Annotated in this window: 27 protein-coding genes and 1 tRNA gene; 23 read left to right on the top strand and 5 right to left on the bottom strand. The window is 69.6% G+C overall.

Going from position 1 to position 24,895, the window contains the following annotated elements:
• Positions 1-67 precede the first annotated feature (67 nt).
• The 4 genes from Q5425_RS28520 to Q5425_RS28505 all read right to left on the bottom strand — a co-directional run bounded on the left by Q5425_RS28520 (position 68) and on the right by Q5425_RS28505 (position 3,307).
• The gene (locus Q5425_RS28520) at positions 68-973 is read right to left on the bottom strand and encodes an SGNH/GDSL hydrolase family protein (RefSeq protein ID WP_308675405.1); all 906 of its coding nucleotides are present in this window, start codon (positions 971-973) and stop codon (positions 68-70) included.
• 35 nt (positions 974-1,008) lie between these two features.
• Positions 1,009-1,971, bottom strand: coding sequence for a hypothetical protein (locus Q5425_RS28515; protein WP_308675404.1), 963 nt, complete (start codon positions 1,969-1,971; stop codon positions 1,009-1,011).
• Positions 1,968-2,318, bottom strand: a complete 351-nt coding sequence (locus Q5425_RS28510; protein WP_308675403.1) for a GntR family transcriptional regulator — start codon at positions 2,316-2,318, stop codon at positions 1,968-1,970. The genes Q5425_RS28515 and Q5425_RS28510 overlap by 4 nt, the downstream gene beginning before the upstream one ends.
• A 62-nt stretch (positions 2,319-2,380) precedes the next feature.
• Entirely contained in the window at positions 2,381-3,307 is a 927-nt protein-coding gene (locus Q5425_RS28505; protein ID WP_308675402.1) for a TIGR03619 family F420-dependent LLM class oxidoreductase, read from the bottom strand.
• A gap of 205 nt (positions 3,308-3,512) precedes the next feature.
• On the opposite strand from Q5425_RS28505, the gene Q5425_RS28500 reads away from it, so the two are divergent.
• The 6 genes from Q5425_RS28500 to Q5425_RS28475 all read left to right on the top strand — a co-directional run bounded on the left by Q5425_RS28500 (position 3,513) and on the right by Q5425_RS28475 (position 7,146).
• Positions 3,513-3,585: transfer RNA gene (locus tag Q5425_RS28500), tRNA-Trp, on the top strand.
• 26 nt (positions 3,586-3,611) lie between these two features.
• Positions 3,612-4,052, top strand: coding sequence for a preprotein translocase subunit SecE (secE, locus tag Q5425_RS28495; RefSeq protein ID WP_308675401.1), 441 nt, complete (start codon positions 3,612-3,614; stop codon positions 4,050-4,052).
• A 74-nt stretch (positions 4,053-4,126) separates the two neighbouring features.
• Positions 4,127-4,996, top strand: a complete 870-nt coding sequence (gene nusG / locus Q5425_RS28490) for a transcription termination/antitermination protein NusG (protein ID WP_308675400.1) — start codon at positions 4,127-4,129, stop codon at positions 4,994-4,996.
• A 75-nt stretch (positions 4,997-5,071) separates the two neighbouring features.
• Positions 5,072-5,509, top strand: a complete 438-nt coding sequence (gene rplK, locus Q5425_RS28485; RefSeq protein ID WP_043781763.1) for a 50S ribosomal protein L11 — start codon at positions 5,072-5,074, stop codon at positions 5,507-5,509.
• 73 nt (positions 5,510-5,582) lie between these two features.
• Positions 5,583-6,302 (top strand): 50S ribosomal protein L1, encoded by a 720-nt coding sequence (gene rplA / locus Q5425_RS28480; RefSeq protein ID WP_086842353.1) that lies wholly within the window; start codon positions 5,583-5,585, stop codon positions 6,300-6,302.
• Positions 6,303-6,372: 70 nt separating this feature from the next.
• Positions 6,373-7,146, top strand: coding sequence for an alpha/beta hydrolase (locus Q5425_RS28475; protein ID WP_308675399.1), 774 nt, complete (start codon positions 6,373-6,375; stop codon positions 7,144-7,146).
• On the opposite strand, the gene Q5425_RS28470 is transcribed toward Q5425_RS28475, so the two are convergent.
• Entirely contained in the window at positions 7,143-8,165 is a 1,023-nt protein-coding gene (locus Q5425_RS28470; protein WP_308675398.1) for a hypothetical protein, read from the bottom strand. The genes Q5425_RS28475 and Q5425_RS28470 overlap by 4 nt on opposite strands.
• 308 nt (positions 8,166-8,473) lie before the next feature.
• On the opposite strand from Q5425_RS28470, the gene rplJ reads away from it, so the two are divergent.
• The 17 genes from rplJ (at position 8,474) to Q5425_RS28385 (ending at position 24,866) form a co-directional block, all read left to right on the top strand.
• On the top strand, positions 8,474-9,028 hold the full coding sequence (rplJ, locus tag Q5425_RS28465; protein WP_308675397.1) for a 50S ribosomal protein L10: 555 nt from the start codon (positions 8,474-8,476) through the stop codon (positions 9,026-9,028).
• Positions 9,029-9,078: 50 nt separating this feature from the next.
• Positions 9,079-9,465, top strand: a complete 387-nt coding sequence (rplL, locus tag Q5425_RS28460) for a 50S ribosomal protein L7/L12 (protein ID WP_308675396.1) — start codon at positions 9,079-9,081, stop codon at positions 9,463-9,465.
• A gap of 403 nt (positions 9,466-9,868) precedes the next feature.
• Positions 9,869-11,041, top strand: a complete 1,173-nt coding sequence (locus Q5425_RS28455) for an ABC transporter ATP-binding protein (protein WP_308675395.1) — start codon at positions 9,869-9,871, stop codon at positions 11,039-11,041.
• Between the two features lie 38 nt (positions 11,042-11,079).
• Complete coding sequence (locus tag Q5425_RS28450; protein WP_013222532.1) at positions 11,080-11,832, top strand: ABC transporter permease; 753 nt, start codon at positions 11,080-11,082, stop codon at positions 11,830-11,832.
• A 4-nt stretch (positions 11,833-11,836) separates the two neighbouring features.
• Positions 11,837-12,673 carry an ABC transporter permease gene (locus Q5425_RS28445; protein WP_086842343.1) on the top strand — a complete coding sequence of 279 codons (837 nt, stop codon included), beginning with the start codon at positions 11,837-11,839 and terminating at the stop codon, positions 12,671-12,673.
• On the top strand, positions 12,670-13,995 hold the full coding sequence (locus Q5425_RS28440; RefSeq protein WP_308675394.1) for an MCE family protein: 1,326 nt from the start codon (positions 12,670-12,672) through the stop codon (positions 13,993-13,995). Before Q5425_RS28445 ends, Q5425_RS28440 begins: the two co-directional genes overlap by 4 nt.
• Positions 13,992-15,020, top strand: coding sequence for an MCE family protein (locus Q5425_RS28435; RefSeq protein WP_308675393.1), 1,029 nt, complete (start codon positions 13,992-13,994; stop codon positions 15,018-15,020). The genes Q5425_RS28440 and Q5425_RS28435 overlap by 4 nt, the downstream gene beginning before the upstream one ends.
• On the top strand, positions 15,017-16,003 hold the full coding sequence (locus tag Q5425_RS28430; RefSeq protein ID WP_308675392.1) for an MCE family protein: 987 nt from the start codon (positions 15,017-15,019) through the stop codon (positions 16,001-16,003). Before Q5425_RS28435 ends, Q5425_RS28430 begins: the two co-directional genes overlap by 4 nt.
• Positions 16,000-17,184: an MCE family protein gene (locus Q5425_RS28425; protein ID WP_308675391.1), complete on the top strand. Its 1,185-nt coding sequence runs from the start codon at positions 16,000-16,002 to the stop codon at positions 17,182-17,184. Before Q5425_RS28430 ends, Q5425_RS28425 begins: the two co-directional genes overlap by 4 nt.
• Positions 17,181-18,359, top strand: coding sequence for an MCE family protein (locus Q5425_RS28420; protein ID WP_308675390.1), 1,179 nt, complete (start codon positions 17,181-17,183; stop codon positions 18,357-18,359). The genes Q5425_RS28425 and Q5425_RS28420 overlap by 4 nt, the downstream gene beginning before the upstream one ends.
• Positions 18,359-19,624 carry an MlaD family protein gene (locus tag Q5425_RS28415; protein WP_308675389.1) on the top strand — a complete coding sequence of 422 codons (1,266 nt, stop codon included), beginning with the start codon at positions 18,359-18,361 and terminating at the stop codon, positions 19,622-19,624. The genes Q5425_RS28420 and Q5425_RS28415 overlap by 1 nt, the downstream gene beginning before the upstream one ends.
• Before the next feature lie 36 nt (positions 19,625-19,660).
• A complete protein-coding gene (locus Q5425_RS28410) occupies positions 19,661-20,236 on the top strand; it encodes a hypothetical protein (protein WP_308675388.1) in 576 nt (191 codons plus the stop codon).
• An 82-nt stretch (positions 20,237-20,318) separates the two neighbouring features.
• Complete coding sequence (locus Q5425_RS28405) at positions 20,319-21,299, top strand: hypothetical protein (RefSeq protein WP_396135262.1); 981 nt, start codon at positions 20,319-20,321, stop codon at positions 21,297-21,299.
• Between the two features lie 104 nt (positions 21,300-21,403).
• Positions 21,404-22,381: a Gfo/Idh/MocA family oxidoreductase gene (locus tag Q5425_RS28400; protein WP_308675386.1), complete on the top strand. Its 978-nt coding sequence runs from the start codon at positions 21,404-21,406 to the stop codon at positions 22,379-22,381.
• On the top strand, positions 22,378-23,157 hold the full coding sequence (locus Q5425_RS28395) for a Gfo/Idh/MocA family oxidoreductase (RefSeq protein ID WP_308675385.1): 780 nt from the start codon (positions 22,378-22,380) through the stop codon (positions 23,155-23,157). The genes Q5425_RS28400 and Q5425_RS28395 overlap by 4 nt, the downstream gene beginning before the upstream one ends.
• Before the next feature lie 209 nt (positions 23,158-23,366).
• Positions 23,367-23,582, top strand: coding sequence for a DUF5988 family protein (locus tag Q5425_RS28390; RefSeq protein WP_308675384.1), 216 nt, complete (start codon positions 23,367-23,369; stop codon positions 23,580-23,582).
• A 93-nt stretch (positions 23,583-23,675) separates the two neighbouring features.
• Positions 23,676-24,866, top strand: coding sequence for a cytochrome P450 (locus Q5425_RS28385; RefSeq protein ID WP_308675383.1), 1,191 nt, complete (start codon positions 23,676-23,678; stop codon positions 24,864-24,866).
• Positions 24,867-24,895: the final 29 nt, after the last annotated feature.

Raw genomic sequence — 24,895 nt, 5'->3', positions numbered from 1 at the left:
GCGGGTCGTGTGTGGTACGGCGGGTTCTAACCCGCCTTACCACTCACGACCAGCCGCGGCAGACCGGTCAAGGCAGCTTCAGCACCGCCAGCACCGCGTCGGCCATGCCCTGCTCTCCCCGGGCGTTCGGGTGGAGCGGGGCGGCCGGCGAGGCGGGCAGCAGGCCTTCCACCCAGCGCTGGTCGGACGCCGAACACACGTCGTGGCCCTTGCCCGGCGTGGCCGTGTCCGCGTAACCCGCGCGGTGGGCGTCCGCCTGGTCCTCGAGCATCTTGTTCAGCTTGGCCAGCGCGCCGCGGAAGTACTCGATGTCGCCCGCGCCGAACGGCAGTGACGGCCAGCAGCCGGCGCCGTCGGGCAGCACCGTCGGGTAGCCGACCACCACCACCTTCGCCTTCGGGGCCTTCTTGTGGATGCGGTCGAGGACCGCGCCGACCTTCGGGGCCGTCGCGTCGATGCGCTCCGCCAGCTGGTCGCGGCCGCCGGCCGTCAGGCGGTCCCGGCACGGCGAGGCGTTCTGGTTCGTCGTCGCGCAGGACGACGCGTACGAGAAGAAGCCGACGTCGTTGCCGCCGATGCCCACCGTCACCAGCGTCGTCGCCGCCGTGACGGCGTCCAGCTGCGGCGGGTTCGTGCCGTTGCCCGTCTTCTGCGCCCCGCTCAGGTTCGCCGTTGTCGCGCCGCTGCAGCTGACGTCGGCGAACTGCGCGGGCTTCAGCTTCGCCGAAACCAGGTGCGGGTAGTTGTCGTCCGAGCGGTCGCAGCCCGCCGGGGTGCCGGCCTGCCGCCCGGTCCGCGGCGACGACGTGTACGAGTCGCCGAGCGCGACGTACCGGCCGGAGCCGCCCCCGGTGTCCACGCCTTCCGGTGGCGCCGACGACGAGCCGTGCTGCCACTTGTAGTACCCGAAGGCCAGCAGCCCGACCACGAGCACGACCACCAGGCAGCCACCGCCACCGCTCTTCTTCGCCACTTCTTCGTTTCTACCGAACCCAGGGGGCCACCGGCCTAGTCAATCCGGGTGATCCGCTGCGCGAGCAGATCGTTGACGAGCCCCGCGCCCGTCTCCGGGTCGTCCACGCTCACCAGCACCGTCCGGCCGTTCTCCAAGGCCAGCACCAGCGCCGGGCCGCCGCGGACCTTGTACGCCGTCGTGCCGGTGACCGGGTTGAAGCGCAGGCCCAGCCCGCCGTCGGCGAACGTCGACAGCTCGCGCGTGGTGGCTTCGCGGATGCTGCCCAGCCCCAGGTGCCGCCACGGGACGCCGAAGAGGCCGAAGCGGATCGTCACACCCTTGGCGTCCACGGTCGCCGACAGCCGGTACGTCAACGCCGTGACCACCGTGCCGACCAGCGCGATCCACACGGCCGTCGCCCACGGGAACCCGGCGGGCAGGAGGGCGATCGCCACCGGGATCAGCGCCAGCGCCCAGAGCATCGCCGGGTTCGCCGCCCGGCCGGACCAGAACGCGCGCTGCCCGGCCCGCAGACCGACGCTCGGCCGGTGCGCGGCCCCCTCTTCGGGGACCGGCGGCGCCGGCAGGCCGCCGACGAGCGCCGCCACGACGCCGACGGCGGCCGCGCCCAGCATGAAGAACACCACGACCAGGCCGGTGCGGGCCGCGTGCCAGTCCGGGACGTCGAGGTTCGCCACGAGCACCGAAAGCAGGACGGCGGCCGGCAGGGCGGCGAACCCGGCGCCGACGCCGACGGTCGCGCGCGGCAGCGGCCGCCCGCGGCGCACCATGGTGACCGCCGTCGTGGCCAAGAGCAGCACGGCGGCCGCGCCGAGCCCGAGGCACACGCCGGTGAACGCCCCGAGCGGGGTGGAGCCGTTCGGCGCGCCGTTCCAGTCCGTGGCGACGGGGTCGGGCAACCGGCCCGTCCACGCGTTCTCGAGCGCGCCGGCGACGGCGAGCGCGGCGCCCGGCAGCACGGCGGTGGCGATCAGGACCCGGATCAGCTTGGTCATGAGTACTTCTCCTTCAACACCCCGGTGAGCTCGTCGAGGCCGACGCCCGTGCGCCGCGCCTCGCGGACCAGTTCCTCGGCCAGTTCGGCCAGCCGCGCCCGCGAGGACGCGCCGCCGATGACGACGGCGCCCCGGCGTCGCCGCAGGTCGATGAGGCCTTCGTCGCGCAGGAGCGCGTACGCCCGCAGCACGGTGTGGACGTTGATCTCGAGCGCCGTGGCCAGTTCACGGGCGGGTGGCAGCTGCTGCCCGGGCGCCGGGTGGCCGTCGGCGAGGGACCGGCGGAGCGACGAGGCCACCTGTTCGAAGAGCGGGACGGTGGAGCTCGGATCGATTTGAACGAGCATAGTTCTAACTATAATAGAACTATCAGACCGTGCGCGAGACCTGCGTCACACGGGAGGCGGAATCAGATCGCGGTCGTGATCAGTTCGGCGGCGAGGTCCAGGGCGTGGTCGACGTCCTTCGCGACGTAGTGCAGGTCGACGAGCACCTCGGTGATGCCCTCTTCCCGCGCGACGTCCAGGCACGGCGGGACGTCGGCGACCGTCTCGACGCCGGTGCCCCGGCGCGGGTTGATGCGCAGGACCCGGCGCAGGGCGCCCGGGTCGCGTCCGGCCTTCTCCGCCGCTTCGAGCGCGACCGACCAGAGGCCGTTCAGGTACTGCTTCGGCATCCAGCCCGCCAGCCAGCCGTCCGCGCGCCGCCCCACCCGCGCCAGCGCCGGCGGCGAAAACCCGCCGAGCAGCACCGGCGGGCGCGGCTCTTGGGCCGGGCGCAGACCCACCGTCGACGGCGCGATCCGCCACTGCGGGCCCTCGTGCGCCACGGGATCGCCGGTCCACAGCGCGTCGAGCGCGTCGAGGAGCTCTTCGAGCCGGTTGCCCCGGCCTTCCCACGGCACCCCGGCGGCGAAGTACTCCTCGCGCAGCCAGCCGAGCCCGAAGCCGACGTCCAGCCGTCCCGAACTGGCGAGATCGAGCGAGGTCAGCGCGCGGGCGAGCAGCACCGGGGAGTAGACCGGGCCGGTCAGCGCGCTCATCCCCAGCCGGGCCGTGCGGGTCACCGCGGCCGCGGCGGCCAGGGTCGTGAACGGGTCGGCGAAGGTCTCGAACTCCTTCGGGTACGGGTGCTCCGGCGTTCCACCACCCGGGTAGAGGTCCGACGGCTCCAGCGGCGTGAGGATCCGGTCGCCCACCCAGAGCGACGCGAAGCCGAGGTCCTCCGCGGCCGTCGCGAAGCGCGCCACGGCCGCCGGATCGGCGAGGGGGCCGTACTGGGGCAGCGCGAGCCCGAGCCGCAGCGGAGCCCCCGCCGTCCGGGGGGTGGTCGTCATGGCGCACATCCTGGCATGATCAGGTGGTCGGCGGGGAGTTTTCCGCAGGCCGGCCGGGGTGCGGTGGTCGATCGGGGGGCGCGGTTGCGGCCTCTCGCGAGGCTTGCCGTAGACTTCGGGACTTGGAACGCACTACGGTCATCCCCGCCTGGATGGTGGGGATGATGGAATGCGTCCTCGGGGGCTCCGAGAGATCGGGCTCCACAGGGGTGTAGCTCAATTGGCAGAGCAGCGGTCTCCAAAACCGCAGGTTGCAGGTTCAAGTCCTGTCACCCCTGCGTAACGGAACTGGTGGAGCGGAGGAGTGGTCGTGAGCGACAGCGACGCCAGCGGCGGCGAGCAGGACCAGGGCGGCACCGGGCAGAAGCCCGAGAGCCCGTCCCGTCCGGTCACAGCCGCTGCCCGGCGTGAGCGCCGTGCGACCGCTCGTCCGGCGGGGAAGTCCGCGGCACGTGCGGACGACAAGGCCCGCCCGGCCGGGAAGCCGGGGGAGAAGGCCGCCGCCGACGCGAAGGGCGCTCCGACTCCGAAGCGGGACCAGAAGGCGAAGAAGGCCTCCGTGTTCGCGCGGCTGGTGCGCTTCATCCGCGAAGTCTGGGCGGAGCTGCGCAAGGTCATCTGGCCCAACCGCAAGCAGATGGTCACCTACACCATCGTCGTGCTGGCGTTCGTGGTGTTCATGGTGGGCCTGGTGAGCGTGCTCGACCTGGCATTCAAGTGGGGCATCGGCAAGATCTTCGGCTGACGCGCCCCCGGGCGCGCGCCGATGGGGCCGAGGTCCCGGCCTTGGCCCGCAATGATCAACTGAGAGGACGGAACGTGACCTCCGAAAACGGCACATCAGCCGGTCACGACCTGACCGAGCTTTCCGACGAGCAGGTGCACGCGGCACTCGGTGACGAGGAGTCCGCGCACCTCGAGCCCGTCGACGTGTCGGACTCCGAGGACGACGCTTCCGTTGCCGACGACGCTTCTGTCGACGACGACGCTTCCGTCGACGAGGGCGGCGACGGCGCTGACGACGTCGCCGTGGCCGGCGAAGCCGAGGCCGAGCCCGTCGCGGACGACGAGGACCCGGTCGCCAAGCTGCGCTCCGAGCTGCTCGCCGCGCCCGGCGAGTGGTACGTCGTGCACTCCTACGCCGGGTACGAGAACAAGGTGAAGACCAACCTCGAGACCCGGACCCAGACCCTGGACGTCGAGGACTACATCTTCCAGATCGAGGTCCCGACCGAAGAGGTCACCGAGATCAAGAACGGCCAGCGCAAGCAGGTGCAGCGCAAGGTGCTGCCCGGCTACATCCTGGTCCGGATGGACCTGAACGACGCCTCGTGGAGCGCGGTGCGCAACACGCCGGGTGTCACCGGGTTCGTCGGCGCCACCTCCCGGCCGTCGCCGCTCACCGTGGACGAGGTGCTGAAGTTCCTCGCCCCGAAGGTCGAGAGCGAAGCCCCGGCGAAGTCGGCCAAGGGCGAGAGCTCTTCCGCTTCGTCGCAGCTCGGCGGTCCGACGGTGGAGGTCGACTTCGAGGTCGGCGAGTCGGTCACCGTCATGGACGGCCCGTTCGCGACGCTGCCGGCGACGATCTCCGAGGTCAACATCGACGGGCAGAAGCTGAAGGTCCTGGTGTCGATCTTCGGCCGGGAGACCCCGGTCGAGCTGTCGTTCAACCAGGTCTCCAAGATCTGACGGCCGGCCTCCTCGGCCGCAGTTCCCGCGTCCACGGCAGGTACGCGGGGGACGTAGTACAGGACAGGAAAAGAAATGCCACCCAAGAAGAAGAAGCTTGCGGCGATCATCAAGCTGCAGATCAAGGCGGGTGCGGCCAACCCCGCGCCGCCGGTCGGCCCCGCGCTGGGTCAGCACGGCGTCAACATCATGGAGTTCTGCAAGGCCTACAACGCCGCGACCGAGTCGCAGCGCGGGGACGTCGTCCCGGTCGAGATCTCCGTGTACGAGGACCGGTCGTTCGACTTCAAGCTGAAGACGCCGCCGGCCGCGAAGCTGCTGCTGAAGGCCGCGGGCGTGGAGAAGGGCTCCGGCGAGCCGCACAAGACCAAGGTCGCCAAGGTCACCTGGGACCAGGTCCGCGAGATCGCCAAGACCAAGGAGACCGACCTCAACGCGCACGACATCGACCAGGCCGCGAAGATCATCGCCGGCACTGCTCGTTCGATGGGCATCACGGTCGTCGACGCCTGACGCTTTACCCGTGGGAGAGCCGCGTGCTGGCTCGTCACCACACTGATCCGTTTTCGAAGTTAAGGACAGAAGCATGACCAAGCACAGCAAGGCTTACCGCCAGGCTGCGGAGCTCATCGACAAGGCGCGCCTGTACGCGCCGCTCGAGGCCGCGAAGCTGGCGAAGGAGACCTCCAAGACCAAGATGGACGCGACCGTCGAGGTTGCGATGCGTCTCGGTGTGGACCCCCGCAAGGCCGACCAGATGGTCCGCGGCACCGTGAACCTGCCGCACGGCACCGGTAAGACCGCCCGCGTCATCGTCTTCGCCGTCGGCGACAAGGCCGCCGAGGCCGAAGCCGCCGGCGCGGACGCGGTCGGCACCGACGAACTGATCGAGCGCATCCAGGGTGGCTGGCTCGACTTCGACGCCGCGATCGCGACGCCGGACCAGATGGCCAAGGTGGGCCGCATCGCCCGCATCCTCGGCCCGCGTGGCCTGATGCCGAACCCGAAGACCGGCACGGTGACCCCCGCGGTCGAGAAGGCCGTGAAGGACATCAAGGGCGGTAAGATCAACTTCCGCGTCGACAAGCAGGCCAACCTGCACCTGGTGATCGGCAAGGCTTCCTTCGACACCGAGAAGCTGGTCGAGAACTACGCCGCCGCGCTGGACGAGATCCTCCGCGCCAAGCCGTCGTCGGCGAAGGGCCGTTACCTGAAGAAGGTCACCTTCACCACCACGATGGGCCCGGGCATCCCGGTCGACCCGCTGCGGACCCGCAACCTCCTTTCCGAGGAAGCGGCTGTCTGAGTCGGACATCACCAGAAAGGGCGTCCCCGCTTGCTGCGGGGGCGCCCTTTCTTCGTGTCTTATTGACGTCATGCCGACTTTCGCGTCGTTCGACGGGCTCCGGTTGCACTACACGGTGTGGGACGGCGACGGCGCCCACCGCCCGGTGCTGCTGCAGCACGGTTTCGCCGCGGACACGAACGCGAACTGGATCTCCACCGGCGTCGTCGCGGCGCTGCGGTCGGCGGGCTTCACGGTCATTTCCCTGGACGCGCGCGGCCACGGCCGCTCCGAGAAGCCGCACGACGAGTCCCGTTACACGGAAGACAGCATGGCGCGGGACGTCTCGGCGCTGCTGGACGAGCTGGCCCTCGACGAGGTTTCGATGGTCGGCTACTCGATGGGCGCGATCATCGCCCTGACGGTGACGGCGGCGGACAAGCGCATCCGCTGCCTGGCCACGGGCGGCGTGGGTTCGGGCATCGTCGACTTCGGCGGCGTCGACCTGCGCGTGGTGAAGCCGGCGGACATCGCTTCGGCGTTGCTGGCGGAGGACCCCTCGGTGGTGCCGCCATCAGGAGTGCCGTTCCGGTTGCTGGCGGACGCGGTCGGCGGCGACCGGCAGGCGCTGGCGGCGGTGGCACTGGCTTCGCGGCACGGTCATTTGGACCTGTCGGCGATAGGAGTGCCGACGCTGGTGCTGGCGGGCGAGCAGGACCAGCTGGCGGCCGAGCCGGAACGCCTGGCGGCGGCGATCGCGGGAGCGCGGCTGGTCCGGATCCCGGGGGACCACATGACGGCGGTGATGTCACCGGCGTTCGCGGATGCCCTGGTGTCGTTCCTGGCGGCGCCGCACCCGCGCTAGCGGCTGGTCGGCGTCGCGGTCGGGGCGCTGCTGCACTTTGACGGCCCGATCGCGTGGTCGGTGATGAGCCACTGCCCCTTCTCGACCTTCGAGACCGTGAAAACACCCAGTGCCGGACCGCCCGTGACGGGGAAGGTGCACGAATCGATGGTCACGGTGTCCCCGGGCAGGGGTGCCGAGACGCTCGACGGCAGGGATTCGGCGTAGTCGTTCTTGTTCGTCACCTGGGTGGCGAGGAACTCGACGGCCTTCTTGCAGTCGGTCTGGGCGGTGCTCTGGCGGAACGTCTGGGCGATGTCCTGCGCGAAGCGGGTCTGGATGTCGCGCTGCCCCTCGTTCTGGAACCGGCCGCAGGCGTCGTCGACCCGGCCCTGGGCGACGTTGTGGTAGACCATCCGCACCGCCTCGTACGGGTTCGTCGAGAACACGTGGTTCGTGTGGTACTTCCCGCCGCCCTCCTGGGCGAGCTGGGCGGAGGTCTTGCCGGCGTCGTTGGGGAAGAAGTGGTTGTACAGCCATGTCCCCGCGACCGCGAGCAGGATGAACGCCAGTACCCAGGCGAGGACCTTCTTGCCGAGCCAGCTCACCCACTTCGGCGCCCGGCGGCGCTCGACCGGGACGAGCTGGTAGCCCGGCGGGATGAGCGGAGGCTGACCACCCGGCTGGGACGGCGGGGCTTGGACGACGCCCCCGTCCGGTGAAGGGGCCGGCTGGTTGCCCTGCTGGGCCTGGGTGAAGCGCAGGTAGTCCTGGAACTGCTGGAACTGGCGGAACTGCTCCAGCTGCGCGGGGTCCACCGGCGGCTGCCCCGACGGCTGGGGAAGCGCCGGCTGCCCGAAGGGCTGGGGGAGCGCGGAAGTGCCCTGAGCCGGCGCCGGAGTGCCGGACGGCTGCGGAAGCGCCGGAGCGCCCTGGGCCGGCGGTGCGCTCCCGGGCTGCCCGTTCCCCCCGGCGGGCGCCTTCGAGCCCGCCGGTTCGATGTCCGAGCCCGGCTTTCCGTCATCGCGCTGCTCCGCCACGTCACCATGATGCCCTTCGAGGCCTCCCGGGGAACCCCCAGGCGGCCAAAACGCAGGTCAGGACGGGCCCCGGGAAAACCTCGACAGACGACCGGGTATAGTTCACAACGGTTCTACCGAAGACCGCTGGTTTTCCCCGCTCCCCGCGGGGAACGAAGGCCCCGCACTCGCCGGGCGGCCCGCGCAGGAGGAACGAGGCCGGGCACCCAGGTGCCCGATGACGCCCCGCGCCTGTCTGCGCGAGGGCGTTTTGTCGTTTCGGGGCTCCTCGAAGCCAGTGGAAACACTAGCCAAGAGAGGAGGCGACCATGGCGAAGCCCGACAAGGTGGCGGCCGTCGCCGAGATCGCGGAGAGCTTCCGCAGCAGCTCGGCCACCGTCGTTACCCAGTACACCGGCCTCTCCGTGTCACAGCTGTCTCAGCTGCGCCGCGCTCTCGGCACCAGTGCCAAGTACCGGGTCGCGAAGAACACCCTGGTCAAGCGGGCGGCCGAGGACGCCGGCATCCAGGGTCTCGAGGACCTGTTCGTCGGCGCGACCGCCATCGCCTTCGTCGAGGGTGAAGCCGTCGACGCCGCCAAGGCGCTTCGCGACTTCGCGAAGGACAACAACGCGCTTGTGATCAAGGGCGGCTACATGGACGGCAAAGCGCTGTCCGTGGACGAGATCAACCGGATCGCCGATCTCGACAGCCGTGAGGTCCTGCTCGCCAAGGCGGCGGGCGCGTTCAAGGCGAAGCTGTCCCAGGCCGCCGCGCTGTTCCAGGCGCCGGCGTCCCAGGTCGCCCGCCTGGCTGCCGCGCTGGAGGAGAAGCAGCGCAACGCCACCGGTACCGAAGCAGCCGAAGCACCCGCCGAGAGCTGAACCACCCCCCACCCCGAACGCCTAGTTCGTTTTTCTGAGAGGAAGCCATCATGGCGAAGCTGAGCACCGCCGAGCTGATCGACGCCTTCAAGGAGCTGACCCTCCTCGAGCTGTCCGAGTTCGTGAAGGAGTTCGAGGAGACCTTCGACGTCACCGCCGCCGCGCCGGTCGCCGTCGCCGCCGCCGGCCCGGCCGGTGCCGCCGCCGAGGCCCCCGAGGAGCAGGACGAGTTCGACGTCGTCCTCGAGGGCGCCGGCGACAAGAAGATCCAGGTCATCAAGGTCGTCCGCGAGGTCGTCTCGGGCCTGGGCCTGAAGGAGGCCAAGGAGCTGGTCGAGGCCGCTCCCAAGGCCCTCCTGGAGAAGGTCGACAAGGAGGCCGCCGAGGCCGCCAAGGAGAAGCTCGAGGCCGCGGGCGCCAAGATCACCATCAAGTGATCCCGGGCGCGCCGGCGCCTACGCACCACCTCGCGAAAGGGGCGGGCATCCACTCGGATGCCCGCCCCTTTCCGCGTCTACGACTTCCTGAGCTGCGGGCCGCCACCACCCCTAGGAGTGTGTCCGAATCTCCCCGGGGGTCCCTAAATCGTGGACCCGGGCTCGCGGACACCTGCGCCGTTGCCCCGTTTGGGCTACCGTGCTGCTCATTGGCGATCACGGCGGGGTGACGATGAGTTCGGGGCTGGCCAGAAAAGAAAACTGGTGAGTAACCTGTTCGCACTCAGCTCGTTGCACCTGGTTGACGCGGGTTCGTGGGCGCCACCGGCCCACATCCGCCGCCGGCGTGGGTGGCAGGGTGTGGCAGCGGGCGCAATGACGCGGAACAGCTCCTGGAGGTGCGATGGGTGCCGAGGTGGTCATCGAAGGTCTGACGAAGTCCTTCGGTAAGCAGACCATCTGGCGGGACGTCACGTTGACGCTCCCCCCGGGCGAAGTGTCGGCGATGCTCGGTCCGTCCGGAACCGGCAAGTCGGTGTTCCTCAAGTCGATGATCGGGCTGCTCAAGCCCGACCGCGGCCGCTGCGTGATCAACGGGGTCGACATCGTCACCTGCGCCGAACACAAGCTGTACGAGATCCGGAAGCTCTTCGGCGTCCTCTTCCAGGACGGCGCGCTGTTCGGCTCGATGAACCTCTACGACAACGTCGCTTTCCCGCTGCGCGAGCACACGAAAAAATCCGAGACGGAAATCCGCCGGATCGTGCTCGAAAAGCTGGACATGACCGGTCTGAACGGCGCCGACAAGAAGCTGCCGGGCGAGATCTCCGGCGGGATGCGCAAGCGCGCCGGCCTCGCCCGCGCCCTCGTGCTGGACCCGGAGATCATCCTGGTCGACGAGCCGGACTCCGGCCTCGACCCGGTCCGCACCACCTACATCTCGCAGCTGTTCCTCGACGTCAACGCGCAGATCGACGCGACGTTCCTGATCGTCACCCACAACATCAACCTGGCCCGCACGGTGCCGGACAACCTGGGCATGCTGTTCCGCAAGGAACTGGTCATGTTCGGCCCGCGCGAGGTGCTGCTGACCAGCGAGGAGCCGGTCGTCAAGCAGTTCCTCAACGGCAAGATGCAGGGCCCGATCGGCATGTCCGAGGAGAAGGACTCCGCGCAGATGGCCGCCGAGCAGGCGATGTTCGACGCCGGCCACCACGCGGGCGGGGTCGAGGACATCACCGGGGTGCCGCCGCAGATGCAGACGACGCCGGGCGTGCCGACCCGGATGGGTGCCGTGCGCCGGAAGGACCGGGTCATGGAGATCATGCACCGGCTGCCGCCGGCCGCGCAGGAGAGCATCATCGAGTCGCTGAGCCCGGAGGAGCAGCGCCACTACGGCGTGCGCTCGCACCGGGGTCAGCCGCAGCAGGTCGGGGCCCGCCCGCAGGGTGACGGCGTCCCGAACCAGCACCACGGCCAGCTGCCCGCCGAGCAGGTGGCGCGGATCCCCGGCGGCCAGCCGCCGAGAACCGGCACGCACCGCCTGCCACCGAACAACGGGCCAGGTGGCCGGTGAGTTCTCCCGCAACACAGGCGAAGATCCCCGGCATCGGCATGCTCCGCGAGACCGGGAACCTGTTCGCTCTCGGCCTGGACATCGTCCGCGGCCTGTTCCAGCGCCCGTTCCAGCTGCGGGAGTTCATCCAGCAGTCGTGGTTCATCGCGAGCGTGACCATCCTGCCGACGGCCCTGGTGGCCATCCCGTTCGGCGCGGTCATCTCGCTGCAGTTCGGATCGCTCGCCCGCCAGCTGGGCGCGCAGTCCTACACCGGCGCGGGCTCCGTGCTCGCCACCGTGCAGCAGGCCAGTCCGCTGGTCACCGCGCTGCTGGTGGCGGGCGCCGGAGGAAGCGCCGTCTGTGCTGATATCGGTGCCCGGACCATCCGTGAAGAGATCGCCGCGATGGAGGTGCTGGGCGTCTCCGCGGTCCAGCGGCTGATCGTGCCGCGCACCCTCGCCATGATGCTGGTCGCGCTCCTGCTCAACGGCATGGTCAGCGTCATCGGCGTGCTGGGTGGCTACTTCTTCAACGTCGTGCTGCAGGGCGGGACGCCGGGTGCGTACCTGGCGAGCTTCTCCGCCCTCGCGCAGCTGCCCGACCTCTGGGTCGGCGAGCTCAAGGCGCTGATCTTCGGGTTCATCGCCGCCGTCGTCGCGTCCTACCGGGGCCTCAACCCCTCCGGCGGCCCGAAGGGCGTCGGGGACGCGGTGAACCAGTCCGTGGTCATCACGTTCTTGCTGCTGTTCGTCGTGAACTTCGTGATCACCCTGATCTACCTGCAGATCGTGCCCGGAAAGCTGGACTAGCGCCATGACGTTCCTCCAGGGCGCCAAGCGCGTCGTCAACCGACCCCTCCAGACGCTGGACACCCTCGGTGACCAGATGTCGTTCTACGGCCGGGCGCTGCTGTGGACGCCGCGGACCCTTCGCCGCTACACCAAAGAGGTGCTCCGGCTGCTGGCCGAGGTGAGCTTCGGCTCCGGCTCGCTCGCGGTCATCGGCGGCACGGTCGGTGTGATGGTCGGCCTGACGCTGTTCACCGGTGTCCTCGTCGGCCTCCAGGGTTACTCGGCGCTGAACTCGATCGGGACGTCGGCCTTCACCGGCTTCCTGACCGCCTTCTTCAACACCCGCGAGATCGCGCCGCTGGTCGCGGGCCTCGCCCTGAGCGCCACGGTCGGCGCCGGGTTCACCGCCCAGCTGGGCGCGATGCGGATCTCCGAGGAGATCGACGCACTGGAAGTCATGGGCGTGCCCAGCCTGCCGTACCTGGTCACGACCCGGATCATCGCCGGGTTCGTCGCGGTCATCCCGCTCTACATCATCGGCCTGCTGAGCTCGTACCTCGCGTCGAGACTGGTCGTCATCTACATCTACAACCAGTCGGCCGGCACCTACGACCACTACTTCGACCTGTTCCTGCCACCGCAGGACGTGCTCTATTCGTTCATCAAGGTGCTGCTGTTCAGCGTCCTGATCATCCTGTCGCACTGCTACTTCGGGTACCGGGCGACCGGTGGCCCGGCCGGCGTCGGCGTCGCGGTCGGCAAGGCCGTGCGGCTGTCCATCGTCACGGTGTCGATCATGAACTTCTTCATCGGGTTCGCCATCTGGGGAACCGACGTCACGGTAAGGATCGCGGGATGAGGGTGCTCCGGCGCAGGCTGCTCGGCCTGCTGCTCATCGCCGTGATGGTCGGCGGGGTGGCGCTGTCCATCGCGCTCTACGACAAGGCGTTCACGCCGGTCGTCACGGTCAAGCTGCAGGCCGACAAGATCGGCAACCAGCTGATCGAGCAGTCCGACGTCAAGGTGCGCGGGCTGATCGTCGGCTCGGTCGAGGACATCGTCGCCACCGACCACGGCGCCGAGCTGACCCTGGCGCTCAAGCCGGAGTCGGCGAAGCTCATCCCGGAGAACGTCTCGGCGCGGTTCCTGCCGAAGACGCTCTTCGGCGAACGGTTCGTGTCGCTGGAGATCCCGAAGGACCCCTCGGCGAAGACGCTGTCCAGCGGGGACGTCATCCCGCAGGACCGCACGTCGAGCGCGGTCGAGCTGGAGCAGGCGTTCTCCCACCTGATGCCGGTGTTGCAGGCGGTCCAGCCGCAGAAGCTGTCGGCGACGCTCACCGCGATCTCGACCGCGCTGCAGGGCCGCGGCGACCAGCTCGGCGAGACCCTGACGCAGCTGGGCAGCTACATCGGCGAGCTGAACCCGCACGAGCCGGAGCTGCAGCACAACCTCAAGGCGCTCGCGGAGTTCTCCGACCACCTGAAGGACGCGGCCCCGGACCTGGTGCAGAGCCTGGACAACCTGAGCACGACGACCCGGACCGTGGTCGACGAGCGGCAGAACCTGGCCAACCTCTACGGCAGCCTGACCCAGGCCTCGGTGGACCTGCAGACGTTCCTGCAGAACAACAAGGACAACATCATCTCCCTCGTCGACACCGCCCGGCCGACGGCCGAGCTGCTGGCGAAGTACGCGCCGGAGTACCCCTGCGTGATCTCCCAGATGGCCAAGAACGTGCCGCTGATCGACCAGGCGCTGGGCAAGGGCACCAACCAGCCCGGCCTGCACGCGACGATCGAGATCATCGTGCCGCGCGCGCCGTACCAGGCGGGCAAGGAAGAGCCGCGGTTCGACGACAAGCGCGGGCCGCGCTGCTACGACGCCGACAACCTGCCGAAGCCGTTCCCGTCGGAGCCGCCGGACGGCGCTTTCCAGGACGGCACGAAGCACCAGGCCGCGCCGAAGACCGTCGGTGAGGGCCTGAACCCGGCCAAGTTCAAGAGCGACGCGACCGGCGGCAACGGCAGCGGCGGTGATCTGGCGTACTCGACGGCGGAGCAGGGCTTCCTGGCCGATCTGCTCGGCCCGCAGCTGGGTCTGAACGCCGCCGACGTCCCGGGCTGGAGCTCGCTGCTCGTCGGCCCGCTGTACCGGGGTGCGGAGGTGACGGTCAAGTGAGGGGCCTGCTCGCGCCGCTGATCAAGCTCGGCATCTTCGTGGTCGTCACGGTGCTGTTCACGACGATCCTCGGGATCAGCATCGCCAACATCAACACCACCAGCACCAACGCCTACAAGGCGCGCTTCACCGACGCGACGCTGCTGCTGCCCAACGACGACGTCCGCATCGCGGGCGTCCGGGTCGGGCAGGTCAAGGACGTGCACATCGTCGACAAGCGGCAGGCCGAGGTCGAGTTCGAGGTCGACTCCGGCCGGACGCTGCCGGCCGGGGTGACCGCGCAGATCAAGTTCCGCAACCTGGTCGGCCAGCGCTACGTCTCCCTCGGCGAGGGAGACGACAGCTCCGGCAAGACGCTGCAGCCCGGCGGCACCATCCCGCTGGACCGCACCACGCCCGCGCTGGACCTGACCGAGCTGTTCAACGGCTTCAAGCCGTTGTTCACCGCGCTCAACCCCGAGGACGTCAACAAGCTGTCCTACGAGGTCATCCAGGTCCTGCAGGGCGAGGGCGGCACCGTGGAGAGCCTGCTGTCGCACACGGCGTCGCTGGCCACCACGATCGCCGACAAGGACCAGGTGATCGGCGAGGTCATCGACAACCTCAACTCGGTGCTCGACACGGTCAACGCGCACACCCCGCAGCTCAACGACCTGATCGTGAAGCTGCAGCAGCTGGTGTCCGGGCTGGCCGCCGACCGCAAGCCGATCGGCGACGCGATCGAGAGCCTCGGCAACCTGGCCGAGACGACGTCCGGGCTGCTGGGCGAAGTCCGCGAGCCACTGAAGAACGACATCAGCGCACTCGGGAACCTGACGAGCGCGCTCAACAAGAACGAGCCGGAGCTGGAGCACTTCATCCAGTTCCTGCCGACCAAGGTGAGCACGCTGACCCGCACCGCGGACTACGGCTCCTGGTTCAACTTCTACGCCTGCGAGTTCTCCGGGAGCGTGAGCTTGCCGCCACTGATCAACGACGTCGCCCTGCCCCTGATCCCGGTCAACCGGGCGAGGTGCACGGGATGAAGTCCTTCCAGAAGCGCAACCCCGTGCCGATCGCCCTGGTCGGGATCGTCGTGCTGGCGCTCGGTTTCACCGCCGCGCTCAACTCCGACGACCTGCCGGTGATCGGCGGCGGCACCACCTACAGCGCCGAGTTCAGCGAGGCCTCCGGGCTGCAGAAGGACAACGACGTCCGGATCGCCGGCGTCAAGGTCGGCAAGGTCAGCGACATCGAGCTCGACGGTGCGTCGGTGAAGGTGTCGTTCAAGGTCAAGGACGCCTGGCTGGGCGACCGGACCAGCGCCGCGATCAAGATCAAGACGCTGCTCGGGCAGAAGTACCTGTCGCTGGACCCGCAGGGCGAGAACGCGCTGAACCCGGGCACCGGCATCCCGCGGGACCGGACGATGGCGCCGTACGACGTGCTCGACGCCTTCCGCGGACTGTCCCAGACCGTCGACAACATCGACACCAAGCAGCTGGCGCAGAGCTTCGACACGATCTCGCAGACCTTCGCCAACACGCCGGAGGACGTGCGGGGTGCGCTGTCGGGGCTGTCGAAGCTCTCGGACACGATCGCCTCGCGCGACCAGCAGCTGTCGAACCTGCTGGCCAACACCCGCGAGGTGTCGCAGACGCTGGTCGACCGCGACGCCGAGGTGCAGAAGCTGCTCGACGACGGCAACGACCTGCTCGCCGAGCTGGCCAAGCGCGAGGACGCGATCACCGCGCTGCTGAACGGTTCCCGTGCGCTGGCGACGCAGCTGCAGGGCCTGATCGACGACAACGACAAGCAGCTCGACCCGGTGCTGACCCAGCTCGACCAGCTGACGTCGATGCTGCAGCGCAACCAGGACTCGCTGGCCGAGGGCCTCGAGAAGTTCGCGCCCTTCATCCGCGTCTTCACCAACACCATCGGCAACGGCCGCTGGTTCGACAACTACATCTGCGGCCTGGTGCTGCCGTCGTTCGGCCCGATCAACGAAGAGGGGTGCTACACAAAATGAGTGACACCCGCTTCGGATCGGCCCTGACCCGGGGCTTCACCATCGCGATCGTGCTCGCGCTCGTCGTCGCCGGCGGGATCTGGTGGACCCTCAAGGACGCCGGCCGCAACCACCTGACCGCGTACTTCGCCGGCGCCGTCGGCCTCTACGAGGGCAACAGCGTGCGGATGCTCGGCGTCGACATGGGCACGGTCACCAAGATCCAGCCCATGGGCAACCAGGTGAAGGTCGAGTTCGAGTACGACCGCTCGGTCGCGGTCCCGGCCGACGCGAAGGCGCTCATCGTGGCGCCCTCGCTGGTGTCGGACCGCTACGTCCAGCTGGCCCCCGCCTACACCGGCGGCCCGCGGATCTCCGACGGCGCGGTCATCGGCCTCGACCGCACCGAGGTGCCCCTGGAGGTCGACCAGCTGGCGGCCAGCCTGGCCCGGGTCAGCGAGACCCTCGGCCCGAACGGCGCCAACAAGAACGGCTCGCTGTCGAACCTGCTGAACACCGCGGCGGCCAACGTCGACGGCAACGGCCAGGCGCTGCACGACACGATCACCAAGCTCGGCCAGGCGGCCGGCACCCTCTCCGGCAACAAGGACGACCTGTTCTCCACCGTGGAGAACCTCGGCAAGTTCTCCCAGACGCTGGCCGACTCCGACCAGCAGGTCCGCAGCTTCGAGAGCCGGCTGGCCGACGTCAGCGGCTACCTGGCGTCCGAAAAGGACAACCTGGCCGCGACCGTGCGGCAGCTGGGCACGACGCTCACGGCGGTGCAGGCGTTCATCGACGCCAACCACGACCGGCTCAAGTCCAATGTGGACAAGCTGGCCGGCATCACGAAGGTGCTCGTCGACGAGCGCGGCTCGCTGGCGGAGATCCTCGACGTCGCCCCGGTCGGCCTCAGCAACCTGGTCAACACCTACAACGGCGCGGCCGGCACGCTCGACGCCCGGCCGAACCTCAACGAGCTGACCCAGCCGCCGCTGGTGATGATCTGCCGGCTGCTCAAGCAGGTCGGCACCAACAGCATCCCGGACGTGCTCGGCAACGCCTGCGAGAGCATCGCCGGCGTGGTCGACAAGGTGATCCCGCTGCCGTCCGTGGCGCAGACCGTGCAGGCCCTGCAGTCCGGTCAGCTGCCGCCGCTGCCGCTGCCCATCGCCGGGCAGCTCTACGGAGGTGGCCAGTGAAGAAGCTCCTGACCGTCGGAGTGCTCGCCACGGCATCCGCGCTGACGCTCTCCGGTTGTGCCTTCAAAGGCATCTACGACCTGCCGCTGCCCGGCGGCGCCGACCTCGGCGACCACCCGTACACGGTGAACGTCGAGTTCCGGGACGTGCTCGACCTGACCCCGCAGGCCGGGGTGAAGGTCGACGAGGTACCGGTCGGCCGGGTCGAAAACGTCGGGCTCACCAAGGACGGCTGGCACGCGCTGGTGACGCTGAAGGTCAACGGCGGCATCAAGCTGCCGGCCAACGCGATCGCCAACGTCAAGCAGTCCAGCCTGCTCGGCGAGAAGTACGTCGAGCTGGCCTCGCCCGGCGACGACCAGGCCCGCGGCAAGCTCGCCGACAACGCGACCATCCCGCTGGCCCGCACGAACCGCAGCGTCGAGGTCGAAGAGCTGCTCGGCGCGCTGTCGCTGCTGCTCAACGGCGGTGGGGTCGACCAGCTCAACACCATCACCAAGGAGCTCAACAACGCCACCTCCGGCCGCGAGCCGGACATCAAGGCGCTGCTGGACAACGCGAACCAGCTGGTGACGAACCTCGACCGGCAGTCGCAGAACATCACCCGGGCCATCGACGGGCTGAACCGGCTCTCCTCGACCCTGAACGGCCAGAAGGACAAGCTGGTCGGCGCGGTCGACAACCTCGGGCCCGGGCTCGGCGTGCTGGAGCAGCAGCGCGGCCAGCTGGTCACCATGCTGCAGGCGCTGGACAACCTCTCCGGCGTCGCCACCGACACGGTGAACAAGTCGCAGAAGGACCTCGTCGCCGACCTGAAGGCGCTGACCCCGACGCTGCAGAAGCTGGGCGAGGCGGGCAACGACCTGCCGAAGGCGCTCCAGCTCCTGTTGACGTTCCCGTTCAGCGACCAGGCGATCAACGGCGTCAAGGGCGACTACTTCAACCTGTACGCGAAGGTGGACCTGAACCTGAAGACGATCGTCGACAACCTGGGCAACAGCCGGCAGAACGCCCTGGCCGGGCAGCTGCCGCTGGCCGGGCTGACCGGCGGGGTCCAGGGCACGCCCGCCAACCAGCCGCCGCCGCTGCCGATCCCCGGTGCCGGGCAGCAGTCCTCGCAGTCGAAGCCGGGCCTGGGCAACCTCTTCGGGCTCCTGTCGGGAGGTGCGGGCTGATGCTGATCCGCCGGACGAAGATCCAGCTGATCGCCTTCGTGGTGATCTCGGTCGTCGCCATCGTGTACGCGCTGATCCGGTTCGCCGGGCTCGGCAGCGTGTTCGGCAACGACGGCTACACGGTGAAGCTGCAGCTCAACGAGTCGGGCGGCATCTTCACCAACGCGGAGGTCACCTACCGCGGTTACAACATCGGCCGGGTCGGTGAGATGCGGCTGACCCAGACCGGGCTCGAGGCCGACCTGAACATCGACCCGTCGGCCCCGCGGGTGCCCGCGGACCTCGACGCCGTCGTTGCCAACCGGTCAGCCGTCGGCGAGCAGTACGTCGACCTGCGGCCCAAGGCCGACCAGGGCCCGTACCTCGCGGCCGGCTCGGTGATCCCGGCGAGCAAGACGACCACCCCGGTCAGCACCGACCGGCTGATCGGCGACCTCGACTCGCTCGCCGCGTCGGTTCCGGTCGACTCGCTGCGCACGGTCGTCGACGAGTCCTACGACGCTTTCCGCGGCACCGGCGGCGACCTGCAGAAGCTGCTGGACACCGCGCGCAGCTTCACCACGACCGCGCAGGAGTACCTGCCGCAGACGATCCAGCTCCTGGACGCCGGCGGCCAGGTGCTGGACACGCAGAACGCCGAAGCGGCGAACTTCGCCTCGTTCAGCAAGAGCCTCAACGAGCTCACCGGCACGCTCAAGAACTCCGACGGCGACCTGCGGAAGCTCATCGGCATCACGCCGCAGGTGGCGTCGCAGATCAGCGAGGTGCTCGCCGAGTCCGGCCCGGGGCTGGGTGCGCTGACGGCGAACCTGCTCACCACGGCCAACCTGACCGTGACCCGCCTCGACGGGATCGAGCAGGGCCTGGTCACCTACCCGGCGCTGGCCGGCGCGGTCAGCAGCGTCGCGCCCGGCGACGGCACCGCCCACCTGGGCCTGGTGCTCAACCTGTTCAACCCGCCGGCCTGCACGAGGGGCTACATCCCGTACTCGCAGTTCCGGACGGGCAACGACCTGACGCCGCGGCCGGCGAAGGACGACGCGTACTGTGCCGAACCGAAGGGCAGCCCGATCAACGTCCGCGGTGCGCAGAACGCACCGTACGGCGGGGTGCCGGTCGCGCCGTCGGACAGCGACGTCGCGGCCAACGCGAACCGGCCGGCCGAAGAGCTGGCCGAGGAGCGGAACACCCGGGGGGTGCCGGGCATCGTCGGCAGCCCCGGCGTCAGCCTGAACAGCCTGGGCTCGCTGCTCGGCCTGTCCTGACCGGGATTTGATGACCGTTACCTACTCTGGAGTGTCATGAGCACGGACCAGCCGGCCGCCACGCCGGTCGAGGAGGAGTCCTCCGCGACGCCGTCGAAGGACTCCTCGCGGATCCTGGTGCTCGGCGCCGGGGCGCTGGCACTGGCCGGCCTCATCGCGGCGGCCATCTTCGGCGTCCAGTGGTGGGTGGCCGAGAACGATGACAACGCCAGCCTGGCGGCGTCGCGCGAGGCCGTCGTCAAGGCGGGCACCAACGCGCTGAAGGCCTACACCGAGGTCGACTACACGGATCTGGACGGCTTCTTCGCCCGGCAGAAAGCCGTGTCGGACGAGAAGATGTCGCAGCAGATCGACCAGTCGGCGCCGACGTTCCGCAAGGCGCTCACCGACGCCAAGACGAAGGTAACCACGGACGTCCAGGACATCGCCGTCGAGGAGCTGGACGACCACGAAGGCAAGGCGAGCTTCCTCGCCGCCATCGCCACGACCGTCACCCAGGGGGACAAGAGCAGTGCGAAGCCGCTGCGCCTCGAAGTGTCGATGACCCGGGTGGGCGATGATTGGAAGCTGTCCGGCATCGACAGCGTCCCGCTCGTCGCGGCCGGCCAGTAGCGTCACCCGTAAGGAGCCCGTAGTGCCCCCCTCCCGCCGCCAGCCGCCTCGCAGCACTCCGTCGCCGTCGCGGCGGCCCCGCGTGGCCGGTACGCGCAAGCCCGCGACGGACGAGTCCGCCGCCGAGCGGACCGGCCAGCAGCCCGCCGTCCCGCCCGCCGAGACGCGGAAGCCGCGGCCGCGGCCGGTGCCGCGCCCGGTGCCGGTGCCCCGGCCGGTCGCCAAGCCCGAGCCGGCCGAGTCGACCAGCGGGCAGCTCGACACCGCGGCCGCCGAGGACACGCAGGTCTTCGCGGCGGTCGGCACCGAGGAAGAGCCCCAGGTCGACGCGCTCACCGGTGAGCCGGCGTCGGACGAGGAGGAGGCCCCGGAGCGGCCGGCCCCGCGGCGGAAGAAGCGGGACACGGGGATCGCGAAGCCGACGGAGGAATCCGAGGTCCCGGTCGCCGCTTCGGAAGACGAGCCGGCGAAGCCCGCGGGCTCGAAGGTGCCGAAGCCGTACCTGGTCGCGGGCGCGCTGGTGCTCGTCGCGCTGATCCTGGGCGGGCTGGCCTTCTGGTTCAAGTCCGAGGAGGTCAAGGTCTCCTCGGCGACGAGCAACACCGCGCTGCTGGACGTCGCGAAGACGGCCCAGGTCAAGGACGCCGTCTCGAAGGCGGCCGAGGCGCTGTTCTCCTACGACTTCAACAACATCAAGAAGACCGAGGACGCGGCGAACGACCTGCTCGCCAACGACGACGTCAAGAACAAGTACAACTCGCTGATGGGCGAGGTGAAGCGGCTCGCGCCGGCCCAGAAGATGATCGTGACCTGCAAGGTGACGCGCTCGGCGGTGATCATGCTGAACGGCGACCTGGCGAAGGTGATGGTCTTCGTCGACCAGACCTCGACCCGCACGGACACGAAGAAGACGACGGCGGGCACGGCGCAGCTCCACCTGAACGCCCAGCTGCAGGGCGACAAGTGGAAGATCACCGACATGGACACCTACAACGCCCCGAAGGTCCCGGCGGCGTCGCAGGCACCCGCGCCGGCGCCGGCTTCCCCCTCGCCGACGAAGTAGCGCGTTTCGAACTACCCACGTTGGTAATGGCTCCCACCGGGCGGTGTGGGCGAGTCTGATCGGGCTTGGTCCGTGCAGGCGTCGTCCGTGATCGGTGGGAATCCATGCTCGAGGTGGCTTTGATCGGTGCGGGGCTCATCGCCCGGCTGCACCTGGAAGCGTGGCTCGGCACCGGGGCCGCCGTGCGGGTCTACTCCGACGACGACCGGGGCGCCGAACTGGCCCGGGAGTTCGGGGCGACGGCCGCCGGCTCCCTGGCCGAGGCGCTCGACGGCGCGGACGCCGTCGACATCTGCACGCCGACGGCGAGCCACCACGAGATCGCCATGACCGCCATCAACGCCGGTGTGGGCGTCGTGTGCGAGAAGCCCCTGGCCGCCAGTGCCGAAGAGGCCGAAGAGATCGTCGCCGCCGCCGAAAAGGCGGGGGTGCGGCTCTACGCTGCCCACGACGTGCGGTTCGCCGCGCCCTATGCGCGGCTGCACGAGCTCGTCGCGAGCGGACGGCTGGGGGAAGGCGCGGTCGGCCGGTTCTCCTTCTCCGCCTACCACCCGCGGCCCTGGACCGGGACCGCCTCCGCGCGGTCGGGCGGCATCCTGACCGACCAGCTGCTGCACGGCGCCGACCTCGCCCACTGGGTCTTCGGGGACGTCGTTCGCGTGTACGCCTGCTACCAGGGCGAGATCGCCACCCCGGCGCCCGAAGGGGCCGTCGCGACCGGGACCGCCGTGCTCACCCACGCCAGTGGCGCCATCAGCCAGGTCGTGAGCCGGTGGACGGCCACGCCGCGGCCACCCGTGCGGGTGGCCTTCCACGTCTCGGGCACCGGCGGCACGGTGAGCTACGACTCCGAGTGGCCCCAGGAGGTCCGGGTCGTCGACGGCATCGCCGAAAACTTTGCCTACGGCGGGCCGTCGGTGTTCGCCACCGAAATGCGGGAATTCGCCGCGGCGTTCGCCGGCGGTCCCGAGCCGCGGATCGGCCCGAAGGACGCGCTGGCCGCCGTGCGGATCATCCACGCCGCCGCCGAGTCCGCGTGGACCGGGCGGGCCGTCGAACTGCCGGTGAGGGGAGCAGCGTGAAGGTCGCCATCCTGTCGTCCGCGCCCGAGGTTTACGCCGGGGCGCTGCGCGGCCTGCCGGACGTCGAAGTTGTCGCCGCGGCGGGCTGGGACGCGTTCGAGCCGGTCCGGCGGGCGGCCGAGGCCGGTGCGCGCGTGCTGTGCGAATACCCGCCCGCGGCCAAGGAAGCGGACCTGGAAGCCATGATCGACGCCGGCGGCGACCGGCTCACCTTCGCGTCTCCGGCCTGCCACGGCGAGGCCTTCGCCGTGGTGCGCAACGGAATTGCCGGCGGCGGTATCGGTGAGCTGACGACCGTCCTCGGCTCGTTGACCACGAGTGCGGACGGCGTGCTGGGTGCCGCCGCGCCGTACCTGCTCGACCTCGCGGATGCCGTCCTCGGTGGTGAGCCCGCGCGGCAGGTGTACGCCCAGACCAACATGGTCCTCAGTGGACGGATCGGGGAAAGCGCGGCGGTGCTCACCGTGCGGTACCGGAGCGGGAAGGTCGCGTCGTTCGACTGCCGCCGCAGCGGTTCCGCGACGGGCCGGCCGGTCGTCACATTCATCGGGGACAAGGCGAGCGTGCAGTACGACGCCGGTCCCCGGCTGCTCGGCGGCGAGCGGGCCGAACCGGGTGGCGAAGACCTGCTTGCCTTGATGCTCAAGGATTTCCTGGGTCCGGGTGCCGGGCCGGGGCCGGACGGCCGGGCCGCTCTGCGGACGTTCCGGATCGTCCAAGCGGCCTACGAATCGGCGCACACCGGGCAGCCCGTCGACCTGCCACCCGGCGCCTGACGCGGCTCCGGCTCGAAGGGGTTTTCTCCTGTGCCACAGGAGGAAGCCCCTTTTTTGCTGCCCTGAGCGGCCGCGCAAAGGGCTCTACCAGAGTGGGGGATGTCGCCTTGCGGCAGCTCGCCTAGCCTGAATCGAGAATGAAAAGACTGGTCTTTGCTGGGAGATCCCCGAAACAGGTCGACTGAGTTCGTCGAGAGGTGGAGGCCGCGATGAGTGTTACGCAGGTGAAAATCGCGTTGAGCGGTGGACCGGCCGAACTGGCGTTGGCGCACCGCAGTGTTGACGCTTCCGCGCTGGAGAACACGCTCAAGATCCGCCACGGAGCCGGTTACGAGCACTTCGTGCACGGCGGCGAATTCGAGGCCGTCGACGGCTGCGAGATCGCGGTCTTCCGGTGGTCGCACCGCACGAAGATCGCCGAATAAAACGGTGACCACCGGGGCTTCGCCCCGGGCCGGGGGCTCCGCCACCCGGAGCCCCCGAAAGAAGTCGCCGGATCTCCCACGGGAAAGGTTTCCATGACCGACGCAATATCCTTCGAGGTGCCGTGGGCGCGGATCGACAAGTTCGATCCGCCCGCGGTGTTCGACTCTCTGCGCGAAGAACGTCCGCTCGCGAAGATGGTTTACCCGGATGGGCACGTCGGCTGGATCGTTTCCAGCTACGACCTGGTGCGCGAGGTCCTCAGCGACCCGCGGTTCAGCCACAGCTGCGAAGTCGGCCACTTCCCGGTGACGCACCAGGGTCAGGTCATCCCGACCCACCCGTTGATCCCCGGCATGTTCATCCACATGGACCCGCCCGAGCACACCCGCTACCGCAAGCTGCTGACGGGCGAGTTCACCGTCCGCCGCACCAGCCGGCTGATCCCGCGCGTCGAGGCCGTGGCCGCCGAGCAGATCGAGGTCATGCGGGCGAAGGGCGCACCCGCGGACGTCATCATGGATTTCGCCAAGCCGCTCGTCCTGCGGATGCTGGGCGAGCTCGTCGGCCTGCCCTACGAGGAACGCGAGCGGTACGTGCCCGCGGTGACCCTCCTGCACGACGCGGAAGCGGACCCGGCCGAGGCCGCGGCCGCCTACGAGGTGGCCGGGGCGTTCTTCGACGAGGTCATCGAGCGGCGGCGCAAGCAGCCGGCGGACGACCTGATCAGCTCGCTCGTCAACGAGGACCTGACCGCCGAGGAACTGCGCAACATCGTCACCCTGCTGCTGTTCGCGGGGTACGAGACCACCGAGGGCGCGCTCGCCACCGGCGTCTTCGCGCTGCTGCACCACACCGACCAGCTGGCGGCGCTGCGCGCGGAGCCGGCCAAGCTCGACGCCGCGATCGAGGAGCTCCTGCGCTACCTGACCGTCAACCAGTACCACACCTACCGCACCGCGCTGGAGGACGTGAAGCTGGAGGGCGAGCTGATCAAGAAGGGCGACACGGTGACGGTGTCGCTGCCCGCGGCCAACCGCGACCCGGCCAAGTTCGCCTGTCCCGCGAAGCTGGACATCGAGCGCGACACCTCCGGCCACGTCGCCTTCGGCTTCGGCATCCACCAGTGCCTGGGCCAGAACCTGGCCCGCATCGAGCTCCGCGCCGGGTTCACGGCGCTCCTGCGGGCGTTCCCCGACCTCCGCCTGGCCGTCCCGGCCGACGAGGTGCCGTTGCGGCTGAAGGGTTCCGTCTTCTCGGTGAAGGAGCTCCCCGTCTCCTGGTGAGCGGCCTTCCCCCCGAACACCCGAAAGGA

It is taken from the genome of Amycolatopsis sp. A133 (assembly GCF_031082405.1).
In the GTDB taxonomy this organism is placed as follows: domain Bacteria; phylum Actinomycetota; class Actinomycetes; order Mycobacteriales; family Pseudonocardiaceae; genus Amycolatopsis.
This window is presented reverse-complemented; position numbering and strand designations above follow the sequence as displayed.

Coding starts and splice junctions, on each gene's coding strand:
- Q5425_RS28515 (WP_308675404.1), bottom strand. CDS start 1,971: ATGACCAAGCTGATCCGGGTCCTGATCGCCACCGCCGTGCTGCCGGGC.
- Q5425_RS28510 (WP_308675403.1), bottom strand. CDS start 2,318: ATGCTCGTTCAAATCGATCCGAGCTCCACCGTCCCGCTCTTCGAACAG.
- Q5425_RS28505 (WP_308675402.1), bottom strand. CDS start 3,307: ATGACGACCACCCCCCGGACGGCGGGGGCTCCGCTGCGGCTCGGGCTC.
- rplK (WP_043781763.1), top strand. CDS start 5,072: ATGCCACCCAAGAAGAAGAAGCTTGCGGCGATCATCAAGCTGCAGATC.
- rplA (WP_086842353.1), top strand. CDS start 5,583: ATGACCAAGCACAGCAAGGCTTACCGCCAGGCTGCGGAGCTCATCGAC.
- Q5425_RS28475 (WP_308675399.1), top strand. CDS start 6,373: ATGCCGACTTTCGCGTCGTTCGACGGGCTCCGGTTGCACTACACGGTG.
- rplJ (WP_308675397.1), top strand. CDS start 8,474: ATGGCGAAGCCCGACAAGGTGGCGGCCGTCGCCGAGATCGCGGAGAGC.
- rplL (WP_308675396.1), top strand. CDS start 9,079: ATGGCGAAGCTGAGCACCGCCGAGCTGATCGACGCCTTCAAGGAGCTG.
- Q5425_RS28455 (WP_308675395.1), top strand. CDS start 9,869: ATGGGTGCCGAGGTGGTCATCGAAGGTCTGACGAAGTCCTTCGGTAAG.
- Q5425_RS28450 (WP_013222532.1), top strand. CDS start 11,080: ATGCTCCGCGAGACCGGGAACCTGTTCGCTCTCGGCCTGGACATCGTC.
- Q5425_RS28445 (WP_086842343.1), top strand. CDS start 11,837: ATGACGTTCCTCCAGGGCGCCAAGCGCGTCGTCAACCGACCCCTCCAG.
- Q5425_RS28440 (WP_308675394.1), top strand. CDS start 12,670: ATGAGGGTGCTCCGGCGCAGGCTGCTCGGCCTGCTGCTCATCGCCGTG.
- Q5425_RS28430 (WP_308675392.1), top strand. CDS start 15,017: ATGAAGTCCTTCCAGAAGCGCAACCCCGTGCCGATCGCCCTGGTCGGG.
- Q5425_RS28425 (WP_308675391.1), top strand. CDS start 16,000: ATGAGTGACACCCGCTTCGGATCGGCCCTGACCCGGGGCTTCACCATC.
- Q5425_RS28415 (WP_308675389.1), top strand. CDS start 18,359: ATGCTGATCCGCCGGACGAAGATCCAGCTGATCGCCTTCGTGGTGATC.
- Q5425_RS28410 (WP_308675388.1), top strand. CDS start 19,661: ATGAGCACGGACCAGCCGGCCGCCACGCCGGTCGAGGAGGAGTCCTCC.
- Q5425_RS28400 (WP_308675386.1), top strand. CDS start 21,404: ATGCTCGAGGTGGCTTTGATCGGTGCGGGGCTCATCGCCCGGCTGCAC.
- Q5425_RS28390 (WP_308675384.1), top strand. CDS start 23,367: ATGAGTGTTACGCAGGTGAAAATCGCGTTGAGCGGTGGACCGGCCGAA.
- Q5425_RS28385 (WP_308675383.1), top strand. CDS start 23,676: ATGACCGACGCAATATCCTTCGAGGTGCCGTGGGCGCGGATCGACAAG.